This is a genomic window from Chryseobacterium sp. CBTAP 102 (assembly GCF_003201365.1).
Taxonomy (GTDB): Bacteria; Bacteroidota; Bacteroidia; order Flavobacteriales; family Weeksellaceae; genus Chryseobacterium; species Chryseobacterium candidae.
In genome coordinates, this window is the sequence record NZ_QICX01000001.1 from 443,748 (window position 1) to 469,892 (window position 26,145).

22 protein-coding genes are annotated in these 26,145 nt (G+C 36.5%); 6 read left to right on the forward strand and 16 right to left on the reverse strand.

The window, feature by feature from the left end; all coding sequences use genetic code 11:
* Positions 1 to 116 precede the first annotated feature (116 nt).
* The 3 genes from C8D70_RS02025 to C8D70_RS02035 all read right to left on the reverse strand — a co-directional run bounded on the left by C8D70_RS02025 (position 117) and on the right by C8D70_RS02035 (position 2,602).
* Positions 117 to 731: a Crp/Fnr family transcriptional regulator gene (locus C8D70_RS02025; protein ID WP_228402423.1), complete on the reverse strand. Its 615-nt coding sequence runs from the start codon at positions 729 to 731 to the stop codon at positions 117 to 119.
* Between the two features lie 50 nt (positions 732 to 781).
* Positions 782 to 1,378 (reverse strand): Crp/Fnr family transcriptional regulator, encoded by a 597-nt coding sequence (locus tag C8D70_RS02030; RefSeq protein ID WP_110366230.1) that lies wholly within the window; start codon positions 1,376 to 1,378, stop codon positions 782 to 784.
* Between the two features lie 339 nt (positions 1,379 to 1,717).
* The gene (locus tag C8D70_RS02035; RefSeq protein ID WP_076594648.1) at positions 1,718 to 2,602 is read right to left on the reverse strand and encodes a DMT family transporter; all 885 of its coding nucleotides are present in this window, start codon (positions 2,600 to 2,602) and stop codon (positions 1,718 to 1,720) included.
* 96 nt (positions 2,603 to 2,698) lie between these two features.
* On the opposite strand from C8D70_RS02035, the gene C8D70_RS02040 reads away from it, so the two are divergent.
* Entirely contained in the window at positions 2,699 to 4,120 is a 1,422-nt protein-coding gene (locus C8D70_RS02040) for a PLP-dependent aminotransferase family protein (RefSeq protein WP_110366231.1), read from the forward strand.
* Between the two features lie 123 nt (positions 4,121 to 4,243).
* On the opposite strand, the gene C8D70_RS02045 is transcribed toward C8D70_RS02040, so the two are convergent.
* The 5 genes from C8D70_RS02045 to C8D70_RS02065 all read right to left on the reverse strand — a co-directional run bounded on the left by C8D70_RS02045 (position 4,244) and on the right by C8D70_RS02065 (position 7,564).
* Positions 4,244 to 4,840 (reverse strand): Crp/Fnr family transcriptional regulator, encoded by a 597-nt coding sequence (locus C8D70_RS02045; RefSeq protein WP_034698263.1) that lies wholly within the window; start codon positions 4,838 to 4,840, stop codon positions 4,244 to 4,246.
* Complete coding sequence (gene ytxJ / locus C8D70_RS02050) at positions 4,837 to 5,217, reverse strand: bacillithiol system redox-active protein YtxJ (RefSeq protein ID WP_110366232.1); 381 nt, start codon at positions 5,215 to 5,217, stop codon at positions 4,837 to 4,839. Before ytxJ ends, C8D70_RS02045 begins: the two co-directional genes overlap by 4 nt.
* Positions 5,214 to 5,675, reverse strand: coding sequence for a DUF1569 domain-containing protein (locus C8D70_RS02055; RefSeq protein ID WP_228407957.1), 462 nt, complete (start codon positions 5,673 to 5,675; stop codon positions 5,214 to 5,216). The genes ytxJ and C8D70_RS02055 overlap by 4 nt, the downstream gene beginning before the upstream one ends.
* On the reverse strand, positions 5,669 to 6,205 hold the full coding sequence (locus tag C8D70_RS02060; RefSeq protein WP_110366233.1) for a YfiT family bacillithiol transferase: 537 nt from the start codon (positions 6,203 to 6,205) through the stop codon (positions 5,669 to 5,671). The genes C8D70_RS02055 and C8D70_RS02060 overlap by 7 nt, the downstream gene beginning before the upstream one ends.
* A 216-nt stretch (positions 6,206 to 6,421) precedes the next feature.
* Positions 6,422 to 7,564 (reverse strand): DEAD/DEAH box helicase, encoded by a 1,143-nt coding sequence (locus C8D70_RS02065; protein ID WP_110366234.1) that lies wholly within the window; start codon positions 7,562 to 7,564, stop codon positions 6,422 to 6,424.
* 213 nt (positions 7,565 to 7,777) lie between these two features.
* On the opposite strand from C8D70_RS02065, the gene pncA reads away from it, so the two are divergent.
* Positions 7,778 to 8,383, forward strand: a complete 606-nt coding sequence (pncA, locus tag C8D70_RS02070) for a bifunctional nicotinamidase/pyrazinamidase (RefSeq protein WP_076594643.1) — start codon at positions 7,778 to 7,780, stop codon at positions 8,381 to 8,383.
* A 270-nt stretch (positions 8,384 to 8,653) separates the two neighbouring features.
* On the opposite strand, the gene C8D70_RS02075 is transcribed toward pncA, so the two are convergent.
* The 8 genes from C8D70_RS02075 to C8D70_RS02110 form a co-directional block, all read right to left on the reverse strand.
* Positions 8,654 to 11,125, reverse strand: a complete 2,472-nt coding sequence (locus C8D70_RS02075) for a multicopper oxidase domain-containing protein (protein WP_110366235.1) — start codon at positions 11,123 to 11,125, stop codon at positions 8,654 to 8,656.
* Between the two features lie 89 nt (positions 11,126 to 11,214).
* On the reverse strand, positions 11,215 to 11,688 hold the full coding sequence (locus C8D70_RS02080; RefSeq protein WP_076594641.1) for a DUF3347 domain-containing protein: 474 nt from the start codon (positions 11,686 to 11,688) through the stop codon (positions 11,215 to 11,217).
* 118 nt (positions 11,689 to 11,806) lie between these two features.
* On the reverse strand, positions 11,807 to 12,187 hold the full coding sequence (locus C8D70_RS02085) for an HYC_CC_PP family protein (RefSeq protein WP_228407958.1): 381 nt from the start codon (positions 12,185 to 12,187) through the stop codon (positions 11,807 to 11,809).
* 134 nt (positions 12,188 to 12,321) lie between these two features.
* Positions 12,322 to 14,559: a TonB-dependent receptor plug domain-containing protein gene (locus C8D70_RS02090; RefSeq protein WP_110366236.1), complete on the reverse strand. Its 2,238-nt coding sequence runs from the start codon at positions 14,557 to 14,559 to the stop codon at positions 12,322 to 12,324.
* Between the two features lie 43 nt (positions 14,560 to 14,602).
* Entirely contained in the window at positions 14,603 to 15,412 is an 810-nt protein-coding gene (gene kdsA / locus C8D70_RS02095; RefSeq protein ID WP_110366237.1) for a 3-deoxy-8-phosphooctulonate synthase, read from the reverse strand.
* 367 nt (positions 15,413 to 15,779) lie between these two features.
* Positions 15,780 to 16,304 carry a DUF1697 domain-containing protein gene (locus C8D70_RS02100; RefSeq protein ID WP_110366238.1) on the reverse strand — a complete coding sequence of 175 codons (525 nt, stop codon included), beginning with the start codon at positions 16,302 to 16,304 and terminating at the stop codon, positions 15,780 to 15,782.
* A 126-nt stretch (positions 16,305 to 16,430) separates the two neighbouring features.
* Entirely contained in the window at positions 16,431 to 17,924 is a 1,494-nt protein-coding gene (locus C8D70_RS02105; protein ID WP_110366239.1) for a hypothetical protein, read from the reverse strand.
* A gap of 88 nt (positions 17,925 to 18,012) precedes the next feature.
* Complete coding sequence (locus C8D70_RS02110; protein ID WP_110366240.1) at positions 18,013 to 21,498, reverse strand: DUF2723 domain-containing protein; 3,486 nt, start codon at positions 21,496 to 21,498, stop codon at positions 18,013 to 18,015.
* Between the two features lie 222 nt (positions 21,499 to 21,720).
* Between C8D70_RS02110 and C8D70_RS02115 the strand changes: the two genes are divergently transcribed.
* The 4 genes from C8D70_RS02115 (at position 21,721) to C8D70_RS02130 (ending at position 26,127) form a co-directional block, all read left to right on the forward strand.
* Positions 21,721 to 22,758 (forward strand): PLP-dependent cysteine synthase family protein, encoded by a 1,038-nt coding sequence (locus C8D70_RS02115; protein WP_076594634.1) that lies wholly within the window; start codon positions 21,721 to 21,723, stop codon positions 22,756 to 22,758.
* Positions 22,759 to 22,846: 88 nt separating this feature from the next.
* A complete protein-coding gene (locus C8D70_RS02120) occupies positions 22,847 to 24,118 on the forward strand; it encodes an aminotransferase class I/II-fold pyridoxal phosphate-dependent enzyme (protein WP_181416087.1) in 1,272 nt (423 codons plus the stop codon).
* A 66-nt stretch (positions 24,119 to 24,184) separates the two neighbouring features.
* Positions 24,185 to 25,063, forward strand: coding sequence for a DMT family transporter (locus C8D70_RS02125; protein WP_110366242.1), 879 nt, complete (start codon positions 24,185 to 24,187; stop codon positions 25,061 to 25,063).
* Between the two features lie 302 nt (positions 25,064 to 25,365).
* Positions 25,366 to 26,127, forward strand: a complete 762-nt coding sequence (locus C8D70_RS02130; protein ID WP_110366243.1) for a hypothetical protein — start codon at positions 25,366 to 25,368, stop codon at positions 26,125 to 26,127.
* The last annotated feature ends 18 nt before the right edge of the window (positions 26,128 to 26,145 follow it).

The following is a 26,145-nucleotide window of genomic DNA, read 5'->3' on the forward strand; positions in this document are numbered from 1 at the left end:
AATGAATATTTTATATTCATCTTAATTAATATCTCAGGAATGGTATTGAAAACTGTTGCATCAAATGTACATAAGAATAACTCACTTTTTTATGATTTGAGTCACTAAAATCATATTTAATATAAAATTTTACGATCTTGTAAAGAAAGCATCCCTTCCTTTTCCATTTTTTTTAAGTTTCTGATTACAGTTTCTACACGCAGGCCTGTAAGATTGGCGATCTGCTGCCGAGTAAATGCAATATGGAAACACTGATGGCAGTCTTCATCATGATAGCTTTTAAGATAATCAAGTAAACCCTTTAATCTTTGCATGGGGTTTTGTGATGCCAAACTTTGCATCATTTTTAATTTGTAAAAAATTTCCTGTGAAAGGCATGCATTCATTTCCAGAGAAAGATCAGGATTCTGCGTGATCATTTCAAAGAATTTTTTTTTGGGAAGTCTTATAATCCGGGAATCTTCAAGACATATGGCATTGATTGGATAATCCTGATTGAGAAAAAGCATGGCTTCTCCGAAGCTTTGTTTTTTGCCCAGAATATTATGAATGAATTCTTTTCCGTTTTCATTATAATTATTCAGTTTTACTTTCCCCTCACTGATCTGAAAATAATAAATTGCATGATCGTCTTCTCTAAAAACCGATTCCCTTTTTTTATAGTTCTTATCTTCTGCACCAAAAGAGTACAAAAGATTTTCATCAATATTCATGCAGCTTATTGTTTTCATAATTTCGATATATTTTAAATAAAAAAACAAATAATATGCCTGAAACAAGATTAATATAGAATTTTGCGATTTTCAATTCTCACAATTTTATCTCTTTCCATATGTTTAATCGTTCTTATAGCGGTTTCCACACAAAGCCCTGTAAGGCTAGCCATTTGCCGTCTGGTTAAGGGAATTAAAAAAGAATAAGGAGTACGATCTTTTTGAGAACTTTTAAGGTAATCCATTAGTCCTCTAAGCCGTATAGAAGGGTTTTGAGATGAGAGGCTCTGCATCATAATGAATTTATAATAAAGACGTTCTGACAGGAAGCTGTTTACCTCCATATATAATTCCGGAGACTGATTCAGCAGATTGAAAAAAGCAGACTTATGAAGTCTTAAAACGCTACATTCTGTAATGGCTTCCGCATTTACAGGATAAGGTTTTTCTATAAAAAGGATAGATTCTCCACAACTTTCCCCGTCTGATAAAATATTTTGAATAAACTCTTTACCTTCCTCATTATAATTGTTAAGTTTTACTTCCCCTTTAATAATCTGATAATAATAATTAGGAATATGCCCTTCAAAGAAAATTGTTTCTGAAGAGATATAATGCTTTGTTTCTGCTCCCGCTGAAATCAAAATATTTTCGTCGATAACCATAATAGCTTTTTTTGGAATTGTTTTCTTATTCCTATCTTCTTATTCTTAGTAAAAATATCATTGGTAATCGGTTACAGTGCGTATACAAAAACCACACCTTAACAATTATTTAAAAAGTTAAATAGTGTTAATTTTTTTAGTGATTATCACTCATTTTATCTTATGGACTTACATTTAATAACGAATCTATTTTATATTTGTTATTTGAGAATTAAAACCGCAGGAAATTTATTGCAACATTTCGATTATGAAAACGAAAAGCCTCATTTCAAAAAGAAATAAGGCTTTCCATATATCCTACTGCAGCAGCAAAAGGATTTTTAAGGATCGCACTTCTACTTATTTTGCAAATTTCTTAGTTCCTGCAACACATAGTATCACTCCTACTGTTACACCAAGCATTCCCATACTCACTTGCTCATGAAGAAAGCATGCAGCGAGTGCGAGGCCAAAGAAAGGCTGAAGCAATTGTAACTGACCAACAGTAGCAATTCCACCCTGTGCCAATCCTTTATACCAAAATATAAAACCAATGAACATACTGAAAAGAGAGATATAAGCCATCCCAAACCATCCCTGAAAGCTGACATTCTGAATATCAGCCGGAAAATACATAAAAAATAAAGGAATCATTACAGGCAGCGCCAATACCAAAGCCCAGGAAATTACCTGCCATCCTCCCAATGTTTTGGATAATTTAGCTCCTTCAGCATAGCCCATCCCACATAAAATAACAGCAGAAAGCATCAGAATATCGCCAATAGGTGAAGCTGATATTCCCTGCGAAACAGCATAGCCGATCACCAAAAGACTTCCTATAATAGAAAAAAACCAAAATATAGGATGAGGTCTTTCCCCACCTCGCATAACCCCAAATACTGCAGTTGCCAAAGGCAGCATTCCCAGGAATACAATAGAATGCGCTGAAGTGAGATATTGAAGAGCCAATGCAGAAAGAAGGGGAAACCCTACCACACAGCCAAGAGAAACCAGCAATAACGGGATTAAATCTTTTTTGACAGGCCGTTTTTCTTTACCCAGCCATAATACAACCAGTGCCAGAACTCCTGCCACAGCTGCACGAACAATCGTTACAAAAATGGGACTCATTTCCATTACGGCTAACTTAGTGGCCGGCAAACCTCCACTAAACAAGACTACCCCTATAAAACCATTGATCCAGCCACTTATATTTTCATCTTTTGATATTTGTTTTGTCAACATTGTATTCAAGCTTTTAATTGATGTTCAAAATTAGAAAGGATAATTCGATAAACACAGTATCAGTTTTGTATATTTGCATGAGCACAGTTTAAAAATATGAGTAAAGAATTTTTGTATACAGAAATTGCAGATGGCATTGCAGGACAGATCAGAAATGGTATTCTAAAGGCTGGAGACAAGCTTCCTTCAGTGAGAATGCTATGCCAGGAGCATCAGGTAAGTATGAATACAGCCAAACGTGTTTTTCTGGAACTGGAATCCCAGTCATTGGTAGAGTCCAGGCCGCAATCCGGTTATTTTGTAAGCCAGCTGCTCTCTGCAAAACTTCCTTTGCCCGAAGTAAGCCGTCCGTCATTGATCGCCAATAACGATGAACCGGATGAGCTGATCAGTAAAGTATATGAAAATATGGGTAAAAAAGACCTTACCTTTTTCTCAATTGGAATTCCTTCCGGAGATCTGTTGCCTCAGGCTAAACTGAAGAAAGAAATTGTAAATGCCACCAGAGAATTAAAAGACGGAGGAACCGAATATGAAGAGCTTCAGGGAAATCTGAAATTAAGAAGAATGATTGCAGTACGTTCCTTACAGTGGGGAGGAAATCTTAGCGAAAATGATCTGATTACCACCAATGGCGGGATGAATGCCCTTTCTTTCTGTTTGATGGCTTTGGGAAAACCGGGAGATACCGTTGCGATCGAAAGTCCCTGCTACCCCGGAATTCTTCAGCTGGCCAATGGATTGGGTTTAAAGGTTCTGGAACTTCCTACCCATCCTACTACCGGAATAGAAATCAATACTTTAAAAAAATTAATTCCTAAAATAGATCTGTGCCTGTTGATACCCAATTTTAATTCGCCTTTGGGAAGCTGTATGCCTGATGAGAATAAAAAGGAAATTGTAAAAATACTTTCTGAAAATGATATTCCGTTGATAGAAGATGATGTATATGGAGACCTTTATTTTGGTTCCAGCCGTCCGAAATGCTGCAAATCTTTTGATACAAACGGAAATGTACTGTATTGCAGCTCAATTTCAAAAACTCTGGCTCCCGGATATCGTGTAGGCTGGATTGCTCCGGGAAAATATAAAGAAAAAATCATGAAGCTGAAACTTCTGCATTCTACCTCTTCTATTTCCATTGTGAATGAAGCAGTGGCTAACTTCCTGAAATCCGGAAAATATGAAAAGCATCTCCAGCAGCTTCGCAAAACATTACAGTTCAATTATCAGAACTATGTACAGACTATTGCAGAATCTTTTCCGGAAGGTACGAAAACAAGCCGTCCTCAGGGAGGTTTGTCTTTGTGGGTAGAATTTGATAAAAATATCCGCACAACAGAATTGTACGATCTCGCCATCAAGCAAAACATCAGTATAGCTCCCGGAAGAATGTTCACCTTTCAGGAGCAGTTTGAAAACTGTATGAGGCTCTGTATAGGGCTTCCCTGGTCGGAAAATACACAGACGAAACTCAGACAGGTTGGACAGCTTGCCAAAAAGATTTATTTGAAGTAAGGATGATGGATGATGGAAGTTATTATAGTTTTAAGAATAACTTATTTCAATTCTATCTAAACAATAGCTGTTGAAGTTCTTTTATATTTACCAGAACTTCAAGCTTCCTTCTTCCGGCCTTTCCTATTTATTATCCGGGATGAAATTTTTTCTTGCCAGCTCTTTTCTTACACGGCTCAGACTTTCAGGAGTAATTCCAAGGTAGGAAGCAATCATCCATTGTGGAACTCTCAGCAGCAAATCCGGGTACATTTTTATGAATTTCATATACCTTTCTTCTGCAGTTTCTCCCAATAAGGAGTTGATTCTGTTTTGAAGACTTCTGATGTGTTTCTGAAGAAGGAAATCACTTCTTTCTATGCTGTTTGGAAACTGTTCTACCAGCTTGTTGAAGAAATCCGGATGAAGAAACAAAACTTCAGAATCTTCCACTGCTTCTATATAATAAATGGATTTTTCATTGAAATAAAGGCTGCTTCGGTCAGAAATCAGCCAGCTTTCCGGGGCAAACTGGATAATATGTTCTTTTCCGTTTTTATCAATGGAATACATCTTTATCAGCCCTTTTTCTACAAAGAAAATATGACGGCAGATTTCACCATACTGAAGAAGAAACTGGTTTTTAGGAATTTTCTTTACTTCATAGTGCAGGCTGCAGGTGTTCACATTCTGAAGCGGAACATTTAAAACTTTGGCTAAATAATTATTTATATTCTTCATGATACAATCTGACTTAAAGAAATGTCCTGGTGCGAGGCACTGTTAACAGGTTTTCCGTTTTCTATGACAATGAGCTGCGGACTTTCATGTCTGATTTCAAAATCTGCTGCTATTTTGTTGGAAAGAGATCTGTGAGCCAATAAATCCAGATAGTACACATTCACCGGATGGTCTGAATTCTCTACTTCTTTTTCAAAATTTTTCAGAACAGTTCTGCTGATAAAACAGCTTGTAGAATGTTTGAATATTGCGATCTTATTCTGAAAAGAGTCTTCTATAGCTTTTGTAAGATCCTCCTCAGATTCTATCTTTTTCCAGAATGTTTTTTGGTCAGGGGTTTCGCTTTTTCCACCGAATATTTTATCAAAAAAACTCATACATTAAATTGTTTTAGATGGTGATCAAGATGTTTGTATTCTAAAAATGTCCAGTCTTTTTCAGTCATTTTACCAAATAATCTGTGACGTTCCGGCAGTCTGTGTTTTTCACAAGCTTCCCGGAATTCCTCCAGTGTTTTCAGCAGATTGGCTTTTGATACATCAAAATCACATTCAAAATTAACGATTAGTTTTTGAAAAGTAGGCATGTTTCTGGGAATTCCATTATTGAAAATATACATTTCTATTTTAGTAAAAATCCCTATTGCCTCAAACATAACATGAATACGGGGAAGTTCCAGCTTTCCCAAAGCCACCTGAAGAACCAGATCACAATGCTTTAACATTTGACACCCATTCATTTTTCCCCATTTTCCATGAGAATTTTCAGATAACAGGGAAATTCTGTCTTTAATTTCCTGATAATATATTGGACTATTGAGACTCTTCCTTACCAACCTTTTTCTATCTTCAGATTTTCAATATGAGCAAAATGATGATTACAGTGCCACACGTATAAAGCTAGGCTTTCTCTTAAATTATAATTCTTTTGATGCTCAGGATGATGAAAAGTTCTTTCAAACTGTTTATTCGTAAGGCTTTTAAGAAGAACTACCCATCTTTGGTGTGTTCCTTTCAACATTCTCATTGCCGGTTTTACAGGCATATGAAAACTGTCCTGAAGTTCCGCCCATTTCGCTTCATCATAAGGTTTTATGGTAGGGTTTTCTTCTGTCAGAGCCAGTTTGAAACGCATAAAACTGTTCATATGGCTGTCAGAAAGGTGATTCACAAGCTGCCTTACCGTCCAGCCTCCTTCTCTGTAAGGAGTATCTAACTGGTCATCTGTAAAATGTTCAATGAGATTTTTTAGTCTGCCGGGAAAGTCTTTAATTACGTTGATATAAGTATCCAATGTGGTATCACAAATGTTTTCAGGAACTTCAAATGGTCCTATTGGAAACTTTTTTTTCTCTAAATCACTCATTACTCAGGTTTTAATTTTTTTAATTATTGCCGATTTGTCCTCTCATTATTCATTAGAATAATTTACAAATATCAGCTTGTGCGAATTTATCAAAAATTCAAGAATTTAAAGTGAATAAAGCATTAATTGTACCGATAATGATTTTTGTGGTATCGATTTTTCATTAAAAAAGGCTTCAATTGTATAAACTGAAGCCCTTCTATTTATAATCAATGATTAATATCCATGTAAATCAATACCTTCTGTTCTTTGCAGGGTTACTTTTCTACCCATTTTCTTTTGAATCACCCGAAAATGCTGCAATTCATCATCCGTCAGAATACTGATTGCCGTTCCTTTTTCATTGGCACGTCCTGTTCTGCCAATACGGTGGATATAATCCAGCGGCGAACGGGGTAACTCGTAATTGATCACACACGGCAGGGATTCAATATGAATTCCACGGCCTATTAAATCTGTAGCCACCAAGATCTGAGCTCCGTTTACTTTAAATTCTTCAAGATTGTTTCTTCTCGCTCCCTGAGACTTCTGACTGTGAATGGCCACCGCTTTTATTTTATTCTTTTTAAGTTTCTCTACCAGATTATCTGCAGATCTTGTAGACGAAACAAAAATCAAAGCCTTTTCCACTTTCTTTTCTTTGATCAGATATCGTAAAAAAGGTCCTTTATTTTCCGGAGCAACATGATACGCCAGCTGTTCGATATTATCAATTTCAACTTCTTCTTTTGTAATTTCAATAATCGTGGGATTGATAGAAAGGCGTTCTTTCATTTCTGAAACTTTATCATTCAGGGTCGCTGAAAACAAAGTAGTTTGTTTCGCTACAGGCATCATGGCAAAAAGTTTATTCATTTCTTCACCAAAGCCCAGCTGAAACATTTTATCAGCTTCATCAATCACCAGATGCTTAATTCCCGAAATACTCACTGCATTATGATCAATCAAATCCAGCAAACGTCCCGGAGTGGCAATCAAAACTTCCACACCAAACATTCCCTTCATTTGTGGATTGATAGAAACCCCTCCATACACTGCCATTGTACGAACTTCTCTCTTTAAATTTTCTGTGAACGCTCTGAACACTTCATCAATCTGGATTGCCAGCTCACGGGTAGGAACCAATATCAAAACCTGAACATTACGGTCTTTTTTAACTTCTGCATTCTGTAGTTTTTCCAGAATCGGCATTACAAAGCAAGCCGTTTTTCCGGAACCTGTCTGGGCAATTCCCATGAGATCTTTCCCTTGTAAAATGACAGGAACAGCCTGCTCCTGTATTGGGAACGGTTTTAAATACCCTAGTTTTTTGACAGAACGAATAATATTGTGTGATAATCCTAACGATTCAAATGACATAAAATACTTATTTCCGCAAAGATAAGCTATTGATATTTGGTTTGGGTCTCAAAATAGCATACGCTGCAGACAAAACTTAATTATTTTAATTTTTAAGTTCTTCCCTGATATGCATTGAAAAATTTATGTTGCCGATTTGTCCGATAATTCGGGTTTGGACAAATTTTTGAAGATTAGTTTTGTAAATTTATCAAAAATTCGAGAAATCAAAATATGAAAAAAGCGTTAATAATAGTCGATGTACAGAATGATTTTTGTGAAGGCGGAGCACTTGCAGTCCCTGGAGCCAGCGAAATTATTCCATACATCAATCTTTTGATGGAGGAAAATGCATATGATCAGGTAGTTCTTACACAAGACTGGCATCCTGCAGGGCACAAAAGCTTTGCGAGCAGCAATGGAAGAAAGGTAGGAGAAAGTATTATTTTAAATGGTGTTCCTCAGTTTATGTGGCCGGATCACTGTATTCAGGGAACTTTCGGAGCAGAATTTCATAAAGATCTGAACAGAGACAAAGTAACCCATATTGTACAGAAAGGTAAAAATATTGAAATTGACAGCTATAGCGGTTTCCAGGATAACAACCACTTTATGAAAACCGGTTTGGATGACTTCTTAAAATATCACGACATTCAATTGGTAGAAATCGTTGGACTGGCCCTGGATTATTGTGTTAAGTTCACAGCACAGGATGCGGTAGCCAACGGATATGTAACTTGTCTTCATTTCAACGGTACACGTGCCGTCAACGTAAAACCTGATAACGCCAGAGATGCCATCTATGAAATGATTGAAAAAGGAGTTACAGTGCTAGGATAATTATAAATGATGAGTTATGAGTTTTAAAATTTATGACTTAATACAATAAAAAAGCGCAGAAATTTTTAAGGGATCAAAAGCTGGAATCCATTTCATTGATCATTTCTAAGTGAATGTATCACTTAAAGTTACATCTCTTTGCTGCCTTAAACAATACCGTAGAATCATCTATTCTCTGCGTTTACAAAGAAATTCTCCACACGAAAATTGACCGTGTCCAAAAAAAGCTGCCTCAATAAGAGACAGCTTTTTACTATAATTTGGTTTTATTCAGTAGGTTAAAGTAACACCTGCACCCCAGCCCATTTCATTATCATAATTTCCTGAAAGGGACAGCCATTTCTGAAAAATATATCTCAGTCCTGTTGAAAACTCACCGTCTGAATTGACACTGAAATTCCCTCTCAGCCTTCTGGAAAGTGGTATATCTTCACGACTTAGCCCTAATAATACTTTTCCGTTCTGATCGACACTTGCATCAGCCGTGATCAACATTGGCAATACATACTGCATTCCCAACATGAATGCAAATCTGTTTTTTGAAGCTTTCTGCTGTCCGAACCAGGTCTTTTTACCATAAAAATCCATTCCCATATCTTCTGCCATCTGTCTTTCTATAATTTCATGATTCTTCTGAACTCTTACTCCTGCATAAGGAAGCGCCCATTGGAATTTTCCTAAAAATCGTCCTACTTTTGCACTTCCTTCAAAATGATCAAAATTCCAGTTGGAATGAAACTCATTAAGGTTAGCCCATCTTGGTCCGAACATCGTCATTGTCTCTGCGTGGATCTTATTGCTTGCAACATCCAGCATTGCCATAGAACTGGTCATTTTATTATCCTGAATAAAGTTTTTCCAGGCCAGTTTTCTGTTGGGCAGCTGAGGATTAGGTTTTGAATTTTCATAGCTGAAGATTCTTCCCATTCCTGCCATCATATGGTATAAAATATGGCAGTGGAAAAACCAGTCTCCATCCTGATTGGCAGCAAATTCTATTGTTACCGTTTCCATCGGCATAATATCTACTACATTTTTCAAGGGAGAGTATTCTCCTTTTGAATTGATTAATCTGAAATCATGACCGTGAAGGTGCATCGGGTGACGCATCATAGAATTGTTATACATCGTGATTCTAAGAACCTCTCCTTTTTTGATCAGAATTTTATCCGTTTCTGTTACCGTTTTATTATCCAGCGTCCAAAGATAGTGGTTCATATTTCCTTCCAGCGTAAATTTCATTTCACGAATGCTGTCTGCAGGAAGAATGGTTTTCTCAGGAGATTTTAAAATATTGTAAGACAGTCTCTTGATTGTTTTCTCTTCCTTCATATCGATTCCTGAGTGTTGGGAATGATCTTCTTTTTTATCTTCTTGGGTTTTCACTCCCATCATCTCATTGATATGCTTTGCCGTAGTTTTTCTTTGATTTTCAGACAATTCCGGATACATCACTTCATTCATATCCATCATCTGGTTTCCCATCGTCATATTCATCGGTTTCATATTTCCGCTCATCTCCATCATTCCGTTCATCATTTTCATTCCTTCAAAAAGCATCAGCCTTGGAAGATTGGGAGCTTCAACCCTTTCACCTGAACCCAGCCAAAGAGAAGCGTGTCCTATTCTGTCTTCAGAAGTTGCTCTGAATTCAAAGCTTTTATTTTCGGGAATTGTCACTTCAATATCATAGGTTTCAGAAACTCCTACAATCAGGCGGTCAACTTCTGTTGGTACAACATCGTTACCATCATTACCCACTACTTTTATCTTTCCGCCTCCATAATTGAGCCAGAAATAGGTAGATGAACCTCCATTGGCAACTCTCAGCCTTACTTTATCACCAGCTTTTAAATCAGAATAATCTGAACTGGGAGTACCATTGATTAAGAATTTATCGTAATAGACATCACTTACATCCATCGCTTCCATTCTTTTCCATTCATTCAGGGCTTTTGTACCTAAATTTCCGGATTTAATGGCTTCCCAGTAACTCTGTACTGCATTTTTCTTTACCGCATACCAGTCTGTGTTGGCCATATGAAGTCTTCTTGCAATCTGCATAGGATCATCATCACTCCAATCTCCCAATAATACCGGAATTTCAGCATTATATTGTGTTTGAGGCTCTCCTTCTCTTTTTTTGAAAACCAGGATACCATTCATTCCTATCTGCTCCTGCAGTGCTTCGTGAGAATGATACCAATACGTTCCGTTCTGAGAAATCCTGAATTTATATAAATGGGTTTCTCCCGGTTTTACAGGTTTTGTAGTAAGGTATGGAACACCGTCATGCTCATTGGGAAGAATTACTCCGTGCCAGTGCAGCCCTGTATTTTCTTTAAGCATATTGTGCAGGTAGATTTCGGCAGTGTCACCTTCTGTAAAATATAAAGTAGGAGCTTGAAGTTTTCCATTGATCGCAATGGCTCTTCTGTTTTTTCCTGTAAAATTGACAATAGTATCTTTTACATAGAGATCATAACGAACCGGTTTCCCTCCAAAAGTAATTTTTCCGTTTTCAGAATTACGTTTTAAAATAGATTTTTCTTCTTTAAGATTTTCCATATTTATAGAAGAATCAATTTCTTTTTCTACCAATTCCATCCCACATTTAGGGCATTTTCCCTGTTTATCTGAAACAATTTCAGGATGCATGGGGCATGTATAAGATATTTTTGTTGTTTGTGCGAAAGTAAATACAGAGAACAAAAGCACCAGAAACATTATCAGCTTTTTCATAATATTTCGAACTTTTTAGAAATCGCATAACTTAAAGTTAATTATAACTCAAGTTATGCAACTTGTTATTTTAATGAATAATACGATAATTATTTAATCTCTGACTTTACACTTCCGCATGAAAGCATAGACTTTCCGTAGTATGGATTAACGATCTGTTTTTCATCGCTTAGCCAGCTTCCGTCTGCCATTGGGCAATATTGAACGTAAACTGGTTTATCGGAAAGTTTGAACTGTTTGGTCAGAGCGATCATATTATCCGAAAGATTGAAAAAGGTTTCTCTTTGTGCGGCAACATTTCTTGCTTCAGAAATAACAGAAGCATCTTTTCGGAGAATATTAAGATTTCCCTCAGAAACTACTTTATAATCAATAACAGAAGCTGTTTTAATAAATTCTGTTGCGGCTTTTGAAGTTTTTTCTGCGTCATCTGAAGCTAACGCTGATTTGATAGCAATATAATTCTGGTATAGTTTAGAAACCTGAGCATCCTTTTTAGATTGTGCAGATAATGAAACGATTGAGAATAAAGATAAGGCTGCTGTGATGATATATTTTTTCATTGTATTAAATTTTAGAATTAATTTTTTAATAAGGAATATTGGTAACGCATCAGTAAATGCGTCAGAACATGTCGCCTAAACAGTATATGAAAATGATACCGGAAACGACTGACGGATTCTAAATTCTAAAATTACAATGATTAATGTAGATTGGTACCGGCCGGTATTCTGGCGGTGCATTGATCTGAATCTGGGTAAATTTGGTTGCCGAAAAAGACTTGTCTACAATTGCAAACTGCTGTTTCACAGGGATCTCTGAAATCTGGCCTAAAAAATCAATTTTGAGCAGATCTGACTTCTGGGAATCATCTGTTTTTACTATTTTAATCTCTGTTTTGCAGCATCCTTTTTTGTCTTTAACACCGCATTTCCCGCAGATATCATCTGCTTTCTGGCTTACAGAAACAAATTCTTTCATGCAATAATGAATGCTGAAAGCTGCTCCGGAAGAAAACCCGAAGTAGAAAACAGAAAACAGTATGGCAAGAATCTTTTTCATTGATAAGGCAAAGGTAAAAAGATCTTCGAAACCTTTGTTATAGAATTTGGTAATGTTGTTATAAAATTCGGGTAAACAAAAAAGCTTCCGAAAAAATTCGAAAGCTCTCTGCTATTTTATTTTTGATCGTAATTCTATAGTTTGAATTCCAGCTTCACGTTGAAGAAACGCCCTGTAAGACGTACCGGAACTGGATACATATAATTGCTGTTATAGTCTGTAATCCACTGGTTTGCAACAGTATTGTTGATGTTAAATGCATTGAAAACCTGAACGCCTAATGTCAGTTCTTCAAAATTACCCCAGAAACCGGATCTCTTATTTTTTTCTTTCGGATCAATAAATACTTTTGTCAGCCCTAAATCTACCCTTTTATAGGAAGGAAGAGTCTGCTGATAATTATAAGCTGAGCCAAAATCCGGCTGTCCGTTACTGTTAAACATGACGGGAGCTCCTGTAGGTAACCCCATAGCGTACACCAGAGTAAGGTTCACGCGCATAGACGGAAAACTTGGCATATAATCCTGATAGAACATCGCAAACCTCAACCTCTGATCTGTAGGTCTTGGAATATCTCCTCTTCCATCAATATTTTCATACACCCTTGCATAACTCGCAGATAACCAAGAATCTACACCTGGAACAAATTCTCCGAATAATCTGGTATCAATACCATAGGCATATCCTTTGGAATTATTCTGCCCTGAATATCGGATTCTTACGTTATCCATATAATAAGGAATCAGATTATCCATTTTCTTGTAATAGAGTTCCGTTGTCAGTTTGAATGGCCTGTCATACATCTGGAACTCATAATCATTGGCAAGAATGACCTGGATAGAGCGTTGTGATTTTATATTGGAATTAAAATTACCATCTAAATCCTTGATTTCTTTATAAAAAGGAGCCTGATAGTAGATTCCCCCTGAAATTTTAAACAACATATCACTGTCCCAGTCCGGTTTGATGGCAAACTGAGCTCTTGGTGAGAATATGGTTTCTTTATTGAAACTCCAGTTGGCAACACGTACTCCGGCATTCACAAATACTTTACTGGCTCCCCAGTAGAACTTTTGTGAATACTGTGCGTATGTTGAAAGTCTTGTAGGCTCTATATTATTTTGTCCGGCAATATAATAAGCAAGCTTAAGATCGCCTGTTGTTCCTGTTCTCGGATCAATAATTTCCGGCCTTGGAAGGCTATATCCGGCAGAATCTATCAGTTTCCACTCATTGGTAAGATCCTTCAGGTTTTCTTTTTCATATTTAAAACCAACCTCAAAGTCTGTATTGACATTGGGTGAAAATTTCGCTCTGAACTGTGTTCCGTATGTTCTTACAAACAAATCGTTTCTTGCATGCTCTATCTGTCCTCCTACATCGAAAGAAGTCACAGGCTGCTGTGTTACCGGATCAAAAGTCTGCAGCTCGTAAGCTGACTGTATCGTGTAATATTCTCTTTCTCTGTTCTGATAAGCAAAAGCATCTAAAGTAAGCTTCCATTTGTCTGCAGGCTTATAGTTCATAGAAAATGTACCCATCATATTTTTATATTGGTCATTTTCCTGACCTCCATAACCAATATTGACGGTAATAGGCTGCTGAAGACTTCCGAAAGTTACACTTTTGGCTCTGGGAATCATCTCATAATCATTCTTGGAATAATATCCGATGAATGACATGCTGAATTTATCACTCACATGATAGTTCAGATAAGACTGGAAATCCCAATAGGTTGGATTAAAATCTGTATCTTCTTTTAAGGTATTAAGAACAAGGTTGGTATTTCTGTATCTCCCGGAAAATAAGGCGGTAAATTTTTTATTTTTGGAACCCAGACCTGTTGTAAGTCTTCCTCCAATTAAACTCGCCTCACCTGAAACTTCAAATTTTTCAGGCTCACGGTAATAGATATTCAGAGCAGAAGACATTTTATCCCCATATTTGGCTTCAAATCCACCTGCAGAGAAATTTACTGCAGACACCATATCCGGGTTGATGATACTCATCCCTTCCTGTTGTGAGTTTCTGATCAGGAAAGGTCTGTAGATTTCAATATCATTAATATAGATAAGGTTTTCATCATAGTTTCCACCACGAACCATATATTGGGAAGACAGCTCGGTATTGGAGTTTACGGAAGGCAGTGTTTTAAGCAATCCCTCAATCCCACCATTAATAGAAGCTACTGATTTTGCTTCTTTCGCTGAAATTCTTACATTGGTAAGGTCATTGGTTCTTCCTGTTGCTTTTTTCTGGAAGACAACTTCCTCTATATCGGTCACTTTAGTGGTTGCTGTATCTTTTTTTCTTTGTTGGGAGAAAAACAGTACAGGGACCATAAGGCTTAGCGGTAAAACTAGTTTTTTCAAAAGAAATGTTTTAGAATTTCTAAAATTAATGTTTTTTTAACAATTACAAAATCGATTCTCTAATTCTTGTCAATTTTTGTAACAAATCTTCTAATAAATCTAATCTTAACATGTTGGCACCATCAGATAATGCCGTTTCGGGTGTAGGATGAGTTTCGATGAAAATTCCGTCTGCTCCAACTGCAATTCCTGCTTTGGCAACAGTTTCAATAAGATCCGGTCTTCCTCCTGTAACTCCTGAGCTTTGATTAGGCTGCTGTAAAGAATGTGTAACATCCAGAATCACAGGAGCATACTCTCTCATAGTAGGAATTCCTCTGTAATCCACAATCAGATCAGTATAACCGAAAGAGTTTCCTCTTTCAATGATGGCTACTTTCTGATTGTCAGAATCTGTAATTTTCTGAACGGCAAACTTCATGGCTTCCGGAGAAAGAAATTGTCCTTTTTTCAAAGTAACACATTTTCCGGTTTGTGCTGCAGCCACCAATAGGTCTGTCTGGCGTACAAGGAATGCAGGGATCTGTAAAACATCTACGTACTGTGCTGCCAGTGCCGCATGTTCATTCTCATGAATATCTGTAGTGGTAGGAATATTGAAGGTCTCTCCTACTTTTTTAAGGATTTCAAGAGATTTCTCTTCACCAATGGTTGTGAAAGAATCTACACGGCTTCTGTTAGCCTTTTTGAAACTTCCTTTGAAAATATAGGGAATATTATATTTATCTGTGATATTGATTACTTTTTCAGCGATCCTTAGCGCCATATCTTCTCCTTCAATGATACAAGGTCCGGCAATAAGGAAAAAGTTTTTTGAATCTTTGTGCGAAATATTATCTAAATACTGAATCATTTTATTGTAATTAAAAAGTTCAGTAAAAATACTGAGAAAGTTTCACAAATGGAAATTATTTGATTGCTTTAACAGGCTATGGCTGCATGAGTTTTTGAGTCTTTTGGATTTTTGAATTTGCGGTATAATAGATAGGTGTTTCAACAGACTCAGCATGAGAACTCTAATACTATATGCTAATGTGTACTTGATAATTGATAGATGCTTCGACAGGCTCAGCATGACAGCTCTAATACTAACTGCTTTATTAACATTTACAAGATGATATGTTAATCGATACTGAAATATTACAATTTAAAGTCTTTGCAAACAAAGTTAATTTATAACGATGTCATGCTGAGCCTGTCGAAGCATCCGCGATGATTTATTAGAATTTCTTCAGAATCTTTTCAAATGTATTCACATTTCTGCTGGTAAACTGATCTTTAAGACTTTTCTTTCCTAAAACTTTCCCGAAAGTAGAATCTAAGGTACTTCCTTTCGGAACCTGCCAGTAAAATAGATCATTAATAATTTCTGCCTTTTCGTTTTCAGCCTGTGCCGCTTTTTTAAACTCCTCCATCAAAACCTTTTCCACTCCAGGAATTCCTAAGAAACCATAAATATGAAAATTTTCATTCTTTTCGAAAGGAATACTGTTCCAGAACACCTCTATCTCTTCCTGAGATTTTACAAATAAAAAGGCTTCGTAAGAAAAATGTTCCGACATCGCTTTTTCCAAAATGGTTTTCAGTTCCTCTACCTTTTTATCCGAAGAAAAAACAATATTTCCTGAAGCCAGAATTGAACTCACATCCTTCATTCCGGCATTTTTAAAAACCTGGCATACATCAGCCATTTTCATATTGGTTCCTTTTACGTTGACGCCACGGAGAAAAGCACAGTATTTCATCTTTTTCAGGGATCAGGTTTTAGATATCAGGTTGCAGTGATTGTTGGGGTCGGAGGGTTTGAGAGTATTAGAGTTATTATAAAACTTTTTTTCTGAATTCTTTCAATTTTTAAATATTTCAATCTTTTAATCAACCCTAATGTACAAATTATAGTCTGTTCCGGAAGGTTTGAGATGATAAATTTTTTCCAGAATCTTATTGTCGCTTTTCAGATGATCTTTCACACGGAATTCTTTCAGCAGTTTATAATGGGTTTGATAGTACAATGAATTCGCGTTGTTTCCTTCGTATAAATTCTGATAAGAAAGAAGATATTTCGGTTTTCTTGTTTTTACGGTGTTGATCCAGTAATTGACCTTATCTTTTTTAATTTCTTCCTGAATCTGCTTATCTACCAATCCCACCTCATCAATTGTTTTTAATCCTGAAAAATAAGGAACATAGCCCGCCGGTTCCAGTAAAATCCATTGGTTTTTATCTTTTTCATATTGATGTAAAAACGTACCAATTGTTCTGCGGTAATTCCACTCTCCGTTTCCTGTTGCAATACAGTGAACCGTCTGGAAAATAAGCATCGGGAAAATATAGAATATAATGAGTAATGAAAGCCATAGTTTTTTCTTTTCCTTCTGTTCCAGTACAAAAATAAGAACAGGAACAAAAAGCAAAAGCTGCGGTACCCAGTAATACCAGTCGAACAAGCTTTTCTGAGAAATGAATATAATTTGTTTTGCCCATCCGAAAAGAAAAATCATCCACAAAAAGTAGTTTCTTTTTTCCCTTTGCCTGATGAGATAAATAAAGCAAAGTAATTCAAAAATCATTATTACAATTGTCAGAGGATTGAAATCTCCCGGAACTTTCAGCATTCCCCAGAAGTTTCCAAAACTTTTAAAGAAATATCCGATATGCTGCTGGACCGTAAAATTTTCACTATAAAGCAATTTTTTCGCAGTAATGGTATTATTAACTAATTCTCCAAAGTAGAACCAGTTGAAAGCAACCGTAGCTAAGACTCCCAAAGCTCCGCCAAAAATATAATTCCATCTGATTTTTCTGTTCCAGAATAGATCCACAAGAAATACAATTCCCAGGAAGATTACTGTATCAATCCTTGTAAACATGATTAAAACAGGAAGAAATGTTAACACCCATTTTTTCCCTTTATGGAAACCGTAATACAGCAATGCCATCTCCAGAAAAAACAGAATTCCGTATTCCATACCGAGGATTGAAATTTTAATGGAAGGCGGCAAAATACCGATCAGAAATATAAAGATCGCTTTATGCCATGGGTTTTTAAGAACCAAATGAGACAGCCATAAAGTTCCTATGGTAAACAGCAGGGAGTTAAAAATCAAAAGAGGTTCAATAAAGTTTTCTTTTCCAAAAACAAGATTGAAAATATAGGATACAAAAACATACAGATGTGTTGTAGATGCAGAAATCTTGGTATCGCCATTGAAGCCGATTACTCCATAATCCAACAGGTTCTGAGCAACCCTCCAGGTAATAAATGCATCTTCCTGAATGTAGTGCGTTAATAAAAAAAGAAGCTTAAAAAGAACCGTAGCAATGACGGCATAGATTGGGAATTTGCTATTTTGTGTTTCGGACATTATGTATTTTTACTTCCACAAATATAACCTTAAAATTCAGGATTGCCAATAATAAAAAAACGGAACCGAAGTTCCGTTTTACAATATTTTATTTTGTTGCTTTAATAATCGCAGTCGTAATCTGATTTTCTTTTTCTTTTGAATAAGTAGAATCATAAGGTTCCATCACATCAAACAAGTACTGATAGAACGGCGTGATCTGCTGTACATTTTCAGACTCTTTCATGGCCTTTTCTCTACCCATTTCCTGAAGATCTTTGATAAATACATTGAACTTCTTGTCAATCGGCTCTATAGATTTTACCAGATAAGCATATGCTTTTTCCTTCTGTCCGATCTTTGTGTAAGCATCCGTTACTGCAGAAACCACAAGAGAATATTCCATAGGTTTTGTTCTCATTTGTCTTCTCAGATAGCTTTGATCTGCTTTAGAAAGACTTAAATAATAATCATACTCTTCAAAGATTCCTTTCTTAAGTACCTCAGCAAGCTGAAGACCTTTCTGCTCCTGTCCTGCGATGATGTATCCTGAAACAATTGAGCTTAAAGAACGGGGATCATTATATTTCTCTGCCGGAATTTCTTTTGCTGCTAGATCCAGAATTTCCAATGCTTTAGCTTTCTGTCCGCTTAATGCTAGGGCTGCTGCCGCTCTGCTTGCAGACATTCTGTAGCTGATGATATTGGAAGTAGCCGTTTCATCAAAGTGAGTATTTAAGTTCTTAAAGTTCCCCCATCTGAAGTTTTTCACTACGTTATAAAGAGAATTGGCATCTACTCTTCCCATATCGCCGTCAGCTGTCGGAGGCGTTTGGATAGGAATTAATCTGTAGCTGAATCCGTCAAACTGAAGGTAATCGTTCAGATAGAAAATATTCTCACTGTCATAAATGCCTCCTGATGAAAAGTTGATCGGACGCTTCCAGTCGAAGTTCGCTAAAAGATCCATCAAAATAAGGTTGTTCTTATACAATGTGTTTCCTTTGTAAGTAATCATAATCTGATTGACTACGTTTGGAAGATCTTCTTTGTTGATGATTCCTGCTTTCAAAGCATTTTCTTTATTCACCGGAAGGATGAATTTGTTAACCGGAAGAATATTGTATTTCTCAAACTTCTCTTCCCCGAAGTACATTTTCAATAACTCGTCTTTTTCAGGAGATTTGAACTTAATGAATTCAATAGCCTGTTTCAGTGTTAAAGAATCCTGAGTAAGATATTTTCTGAAAGACTGGAATTCTGTTTCCGGTGCTCCCTGTTCTTTCAACATAGAGAAAACACCTTCCCAATCTTCTTTCTTCATCATATAGATCTGATCATTTACACCATCTCTGTAATCGTCATGTGTCAACTGGCTAGGGATTCCCATAGCGTTGTACGTTCTTCTTTTAATCTGATCAAGGTTCCATGGAGTTGAAGCAAGGGTAAAGTTTACTACCTTCACATCATCTCTGAACTGCTCTGTCTCCTGAATTGCCCAAACCGGATAAGTATCGTTATCTCCGTAAACGAAAAGGATATCATTTTTCGGTAATGATTTTAATACTGAATATGCATAATCGTATGCTGTATATCTGTTGCTTCTGTCATGAACATTATAGTTCTGGAAGCCCATCATGAAAGGTACTCCTAATAAAACCACTCCTAAAGCAATGTTAGCTCCGTTTGATTTTATTTTAGACTGTAAGAACCATAAGATTGCTCCTGCTCCCAAACCAATCCAGATTGCAAATGCATAGAATGAACCTACCATTGCATAATCTCTTTCTCTCGGTTCAAAAGGTTTTACCCCTGTGTAGAAAACAATTCCTACACTTGTTAAAATAAATAAAGATAACAGTGCATAGAATCTTCCGAAGTCTCTGTTCAATTGGAAAAAGAATCCGATCAAACCTAAAATTAATGGAAGGAAGAAGAATTTTACCGTACTTTCATTCTTGAATTTAGCAGGCATTTTATCCTGATTTCCTACCACAGCATTGTCAATAAAAGGAATTCCGGAAATCCAGTTTCCTTTTGTGCTTTCCATGTTTCCTTCAAGGTCATTCTGTCTTCCCACGAAGTTCCACATCAGATATCTTACAAAGTAATATCCGTTCTGGAAAGTAATAAAGTAATCCATATTCTGAAGTAATGAAGGCTTCTGAACATTGATCAGGTTATAAGGCTTTACTTTCAGATAATCTGAAGCTGTAATAGATTTGTCTTCGTATTTAGCTCTCAGCTCATCAAAAATCTGCTTAGCCTGAGGATTATCTGCCACATCTTCATTACCATAGTTGAAGGTAAAATCAGGAGCACCATACATAGAAATATAGTTCGCCATTACATCCTTATCCTCATTAAACATTCTTGGCATTAAGCTCACCTGAGACTTGTTGAATACATAATTGAAACGGTCTCCGGTTTTTCTGTACGTTCCGGTTTTTTCATCTTTTTCGTAGATTTCCCCGGTTTTTTGTGTTTTGAAGCTTCCGTCTTCGTTTTTCTCAATTCCGTTAGCATCAAGGAATGCTGTGTAATTTTGCCCGTAGATTGTTGGCCAGTCACCATACTGCTCTCTGTTATAATAATCCAGCATACCAATTGCCGTATCCGGATCGTTAAGGTTCATTGGAGGGTTGGCATTCGCTCTGATAGGAATCACCATCCAGCAGGAGAACCCGATCATCATGAAGACTACAGATAATGCAGCCGTCTGATAGATGTTTCTTTTTGCTTTTCTTGCATATTTGATTAAGAAATAGCAAATCGCTACCATTAAAATAAATGCAGCAATTGTTCCTGAGTGGAAAGGAAGTCCAAGACCATTCACAAAGAAAATCTCAAGTCTTCCGAACATCGTCATAATTAAAGGGAAAATAATTTTGAAAACGATAATCAAAATCCCCAATGTGATAAGGTTTGCCCAGATAAAGTTTTTCCAGGTAAACTTGTAATTTCTTGCATAATATACCAGACATACTGCAGGAATTGCCAGCATACACATCATGTGCACACCCACAGAAAGTCCTAAAACAAAGAAAATAAGAATAATCCATCTTTCACTGTCTCCCGCTTTATACTCATTCTCCCATTTGGTGATTAACCAGACCAAAAGCGCGATAAACATAGAAGCCATAGAGTAAACTTCACCTTCTACTGCCGAGAACCAGAATGTATCTGAGAACGTAAAGCAAAGCGCTCCTACCGCTCCGGCAAATAAAATAGAAATTTCCTGATGTTTTGTAATTTCTTCAAAATCTTTGTTTAAAAGTCTTCTCACAAAATGAGTGATCGTCCAAAACAAAAATAAAATAGTCAGCGCACTGAACAATGCAGACATCGCGTTGATCACGATAGAATAGTTTTCGCCTTTCCCTAATGCAAAAATGGCTGCCACGGCACCCACTATCTGGAATAAAGCCGCTCCGGGAGCGTGCGTTACTTCAAGTTTTACTGCAGAAGAAATGTACTCGCCACAATCCCAGAAACTGAAATTGGGTTCTATGGTGGACAAGTACGTGAAGAAAGCAATAACGAAAATCACCCATCCTGAAACGGTGTTCCATTGCCTAAAAGTCCAATTTTTCATAGTATTAAATCAATTATGCGAAAATAAGGCTTTTATCTTATTTTATGCGGGTTTTAACAAAATTTAAAAATTTTGGCGTAATATTTGCGATTATAGACGTGTCAAAACTGTAAATACGAAAATAACTTTTACAAAACTATGCCCTAGAAATCAAACAAAAGTTTAGTAATTATTTATTTTTTTGTATTTTTGCAGTCAGATTTTTATTGAAAATAACAAATAATGAGTAATGTTTACGATAATATTCTTGGCCTGATAGGACACACTCCGATGGTGAAGCTAAATACTGTTACAAAAGATATTCCAGCAACCATTTATGCCAAGTTAGAATCATATAATCCTGGACATTCCACCAAAGACCGAATCGCACTTCATATTATAGAGAACGCAGAAAAAAAAGGCCTTTTAAAGGAAGATTCTGTAGTTGTAGAAACTACTTCCGGTAATACCGGATTTTCTATTGCGATGGTATGTATCATTAAGGGATATAAATGTATTCTTGCAGTAAGTGATAAAACAAAACCTGAAAAGATTGCTTATCTGAAAGCATTGGGAGCCACGGTGTACATATGCCCGGCCAATGTACCGGCAGATGATCCAAGATCATATTATGAAGTAGCTAAAAGAATCGCTCAGGAAACTCCTAATTCTATTTACATCAATCAATATTTTAATGAACTGAATATTGATGCACACTATCAGACAACAGGTCCCGAGATCTGGGAACAGACACAGGGTAAGATTACTCACCTTTTTGCGTGCACCGGAACTGGGGGTACATTGTCTGGTTCTGCCAAATTTTTGAAGGAAAAAAATCCGGATATCAAAATTATTGGTGTAGACGCAGACGGTTCTATTCTTAAAAGCTATCACGAAACAGGAGAAATACACAAAGAAGATGTACACCCTTATCAGATTGAGGGAATGGGTAAAAATCTGATCCCTTCTGCCCTGCTTTTCGACAAGGTAGATGAGTTTGTAAGGGTTAATGATGAAATGTCTGCATACAGAACCCGTGAGATTGCTTTAAAAGAAGCTATCATGGGAGGTTATACTACAGGAGCTGTAACGCAGGGACTAATACAGTATGCCCAGTCTCATGAACTTACAGAAAATGACGTAGTTGTTTTAATATATCCTGACCACGGTTCCAGATACATCACTAAAGTATACAGTGACAAATGGATGGCGGAACAGGGATTTGTCAACAACTGTGTTCACAACTATGACGAAGTTTTCAAAACTGAGTTTATCAAGTAAAAAAGAATAAAATCACGATACAAATAAATAAAGCCTTTTGCGTATTCAGACAAAAAAGGCTTTATTACTTAAAAATTACGATACAATGTTGGATATTTTTGAAAGAATAAAAGAAAATCCAGGACCACTTGGACAATTTGCAGATTATGGTGAAGGCTATTTTATTTTCCCAAGATTAGAGGGTCCTATTGGCCCTAGAATGCAGTTTCAGGGGAGAGAAGTAATTTTCTGGAGTGCCAATGACTATTTAGGATTGTGTAATCATCCTGAAGTAATAGAAGCGGATGCAAAAGCGGCTGCAGAATATGGAATGTTCTATCCAATGGGAGCGAGAGCAATGTCTGGAGAAACAGACCAGCACCTTCAGTTGGAAAGAGAATTGGCAGACTTCGTAAAAAAAGAGTCAGCATACCTGTTGAATTTTGGTTATCAGGGAATGGTTTCTACCATTGATGCTTTGGTAAGCAGAAATGATGTGATTGTTTATGATATGGATTCTCATGCCTGCATCGTGGATGGAGTAAGACTTCATTCCGGTAAGAGATTTACCTACAAGCATAACGATATGGAAAGCCTTGAGAAAAATCTTCAGAGAGCAACCAAGGTGGCTGAAGAAACAGGAGGAGGTATTCTTGTAATTACAGAAGGGGTTTTCGGGATGAGAGGACAACAGGGAAAAATCAGAGAAATCTGTGATCTTAAGTCAAAATACCAGTTCAGACTATTGGTAGATGATGCTCATGGTTTCGGAACTCTTGGTAAAACAGGTGCTGGTGTAGGTGAAGAACAGGATTGTAACGACCAGATTGATGTTTACTTTTCTACTTTTGCTAAATCGATGGCTGGTTTCGGAGCATTCCTTGCGGGTGATAAAGAAATTATCAGATATCTGAAATTCAACCTGAGATCACAAATCTTTGCAAAATCTCTTACGATGCCAATGGTAATCGGAGGATTAAAAAGATTGGAGCTTTTGAGATCAAGACCTGAGATCAAAGCTAAACTTTGGGAGAATGTTGAAAAACTACAGAGCGGACTTAAAGAAAGAGGATTCAATATTGGTGACACAAATACTTGTGTAACTCCGGTAATGATGCAGGGAACCCCGGTAGAAGCTACTCTATTGGTTAAAGATTTAAGGGAAAATTACGGTATTTTCACCTCTGTGGTGGTTTATCCGGTCATTCCGAAGGGAATGATTCTCTTAAGACTGATTCCTACCGCTTCTCATACAGATGCAGAGATCAATGAAACTCTGGCAGCGTTTGAAGCAATTCATGATAAATTAGTAGGTGGCTACTACAAAGAGCAGGAACAAAAATTACTGCAGGAACAAGGATTGAGTTTTAAACCGATTTAATCTTAAAAAATAAAGAAAGCCACTGATTGATTCAGTGGCTTTTTTGTTTAATACCTATAAAAGCAAATGAAACTTAGAGGTTACACACTGGGAATTTTATCGGCTGTTTCATATGGTCTGATTCCGATTTTTATTCTGCCTGTGAAGCGGGCACACTTTTCAATGGATATCACACTGTTTTACAGATTTTTCTTTTCAGCTTTAATGGTGGGAGGATATCTGCTGTATTCCAGAGAAAGTTTTAAAATCAATAAGAAAGAAGCCTTAATTCTTGCCATCCTTGGAGTATGTTATGCCCTTTCTTCTGAATTTTTGTTTTTAGGATATGATTTCCTAACACCAGGAATTGCCTCCACCGTTTTATTTGTTTACCCGGTCATTGTAGCACTGATCATGTTTTTCTTTTACAAAGAGAAGCTTACCAGATTATCCGGAGTTTCTTTACTTCTGGCATTCGCGGGAGTTATTGTTTTATGTTTAAAAGGAAACGGACTGGAAATCAATTTTGCAGGATTGGGAATCGTCATGCTCAGCTCACTGTTCTATGCCTTATATATGGTTATCGTCAACAAATCGAATATCAAGGTATCCGGATTCAAGCTTACGTTTTACTCAATGCTTTTCACCTCAATGTTCTTTATGTCCAAAGCTGTAACAGCTCATGCGTCGTTTGCTATACCTTCAACAGAGATTTTCCTTAATTTTCTTGTTTTTGCATTTCTTACTACGGTGATCTCCAGTCTTTGTCTGGTATATGGTATTAAATATATCGGTTCTACTCCTGTTGCAATTTTAGGAGCTTTGGAACCTGTAGTTGCTGTACTGATCAGTGTCCTGATGTTTCATGAAAAATTTACTCCCAATTTACTTATCGGGATTACTTTAATTCTTTTGGGAGTTACCCTGAATGTGATTGGAGACCAAAAGAAAACAGGTCACATTTAGGATAAATTATTAGACTGATATAAAAATATAATATAAAGCCGGACTTCTTGACGAGTCTGGCTTTTCTATTGACTGAGCTTTCTCAAAACTTACTATATTTCAAAGCAAACGCATACAGAACCTCCAAAACTAATTGTGAAATAATCTGATATTTCAGCTCAAAAAGTCATCCATAAGAAAAATATTTAAAAAAATAAATCCTCTACTTTCTGGCATAACAAAATTTATCTGACTATATTGCATCTGTCTATTAATAGGTGTTTCCCCACTGAAAAGCCCCATGTATATACTTTTAAAAGCCGATGAAAGAATTGCAAAAACTTACCAAAGATCAACTATACAAACAGCTCAAAGAAAAATCAGAAAATCTATACAGCATTGCTCATGAAGCTCTGGAAAACAATTTTTTCAAAGAAAGCTATTTAGATGAGGAAAGTCTTGCTGAATTTCTCGAAATGCTGGATGATGAAACAGCGGAAAAGATAAAAGAAGCCTCTCTGCATATTAATCATGAAGATGATGCTCCTGAGATTGTCCTTATACAAAATGAAAATGGTAATTCTCTTGAACTGATTACCGAAGAAGGTGAAGGCTATAAAATTATTCTTGTAGAAGGTGATCTTTATGTATCCAAAAAACTGTTTGTTGAAGATTATATTGTTCTTATAGTTACAGGTAATATAAAGGCAGAAAATATCATCATCAATGGGTCACTGTATTGCTCTGGAAATGTTACCTCAAAAGTATTGTTTGGTGCTTCAGGAAATGATAATGAAACCTACATCGGAGGAAGTATTATGACTTCCCTTATTGCAGAAAACGGACATTACACTGTTGCAGAAGGAAATATTTATTCCAGATACTTAATCAGTTTTCACAATGAGATCACAGGCAAGACCGGAAAATTTATTGAAAATATCAGCCTGGAAAAGCCCAGTGAAATCGGACTATTAAATCCGGTAATTCTTGATGAAGATGGATATTTTGATGAAAATGCTTTCCTAAGTTTTATTGAGAATAATACAACCGATGCTTTGTTTAACAGACCTGCGAATTTATTTTAAACTACTTTTTTATTTTTA

Excerpts from the sequence above, each read along its gene's own strand:
- C8D70_RS02025 (WP_228402423.1), bottom strand. The coding sequence starts at position 731 with ATGAAAACAATAAGCTGCATGAATATTGATGAAAATCTTTTGTACTCT.
- C8D70_RS02030 (WP_110366230.1), bottom strand. The coding sequence starts at position 1,378 with ATGGTTATCGACGAAAATATTTTGATTTCAGCGGGAGCAGAAACAAAG.
- C8D70_RS02035 (WP_076594648.1), bottom strand. The coding sequence starts at position 2,602 with ATGTTGACAAAACAAATATCAAAAGATGAAAATATAAGTGGCTGGATC.
- C8D70_RS02040 (WP_110366231.1), top strand. The coding sequence starts at position 2,699 with ATGAGTAAAGAATTTTTGTATACAGAAATTGCAGATGGCATTGCAGGA.
- C8D70_RS02045 (WP_034698263.1), bottom strand. The coding sequence starts at position 4,840 with ATGAAGAATATAAATAATTATTTAGCCAAAGTTTTAAATGTTCCGCTT.
- ytxJ (WP_110366232.1), bottom strand. The coding sequence starts at position 5,217 with ATGAGTTTTTTTGATAAAATATTCGGTGGAAAAAGCGAAACCCCTGAC.
- C8D70_RS02060 (WP_110366233.1), bottom strand. The coding sequence starts at position 6,205 with ATGAGTGATTTAGAGAAAAAAAAGTTTCCAATAGGACCATTTGAAGTT.
- C8D70_RS02065 (WP_110366234.1), bottom strand. The coding sequence starts at position 7,564 with ATGTCATTTGAATCGTTAGGATTATCACACAATATTATTCGTTCTGTC.
- pncA (WP_076594643.1), top strand. The coding sequence starts at position 7,778 with ATGAAAAAAGCGTTAATAATAGTCGATGTACAGAATGATTTTTGTGAA.
- C8D70_RS02075 (WP_110366235.1), bottom strand. The coding sequence starts at position 11,125 with ATGAAAAAGCTGATAATGTTTCTGGTGCTTTTGTTCTCTGTATTTACT.
- C8D70_RS02080 (WP_076594641.1), bottom strand. The coding sequence starts at position 11,688 with ATGAAAAAATATATCATCACAGCAGCCTTATCTTTATTCTCAATCGTT.
- C8D70_RS02085 (WP_228407958.1), bottom strand. The coding sequence starts at position 12,187 with ATGAAAAAGATTCTTGCCATACTGTTTTCTGTTTTCTACTTCGGGTTT.
- kdsA (WP_110366237.1), bottom strand. The coding sequence starts at position 15,412 with ATGATTCAGTATTTAGATAATATTTCGCACAAAGATTCAAAAAACTTT.
- C8D70_RS02100 (WP_110366238.1), bottom strand. The coding sequence starts at position 16,304 with ATGAAATACTGTGCTTTTCTCCGTGGCGTCAACGTAAAAGGAACCAAT.
- C8D70_RS02105 (WP_110366239.1), bottom strand. The coding sequence starts at position 17,924 with ATGTCCGAAACACAAAATAGCAAATTCCCAATCTATGCCGTCATTGCT.
- C8D70_RS02110 (WP_110366240.1), bottom strand. The coding sequence starts at position 21,498 with ATGAAAAATTGGACTTTTAGGCAATGGAACACCGTTTCAGGATGGGTG.
- C8D70_RS02115 (WP_076594634.1), top strand. The coding sequence starts at position 21,721 with ATGAGTAATGTTTACGATAATATTCTTGGCCTGATAGGACACACTCCG.
- C8D70_RS02125 (WP_110366242.1), top strand. The coding sequence starts at position 24,185 with ATGAAACTTAGAGGTTACACACTGGGAATTTTATCGGCTGTTTCATAT.
- C8D70_RS02130 (WP_110366243.1), top strand. The coding sequence starts at position 25,366 with ATGAAAGAATTGCAAAAACTTACCAAAGATCAACTATACAAACAGCTC.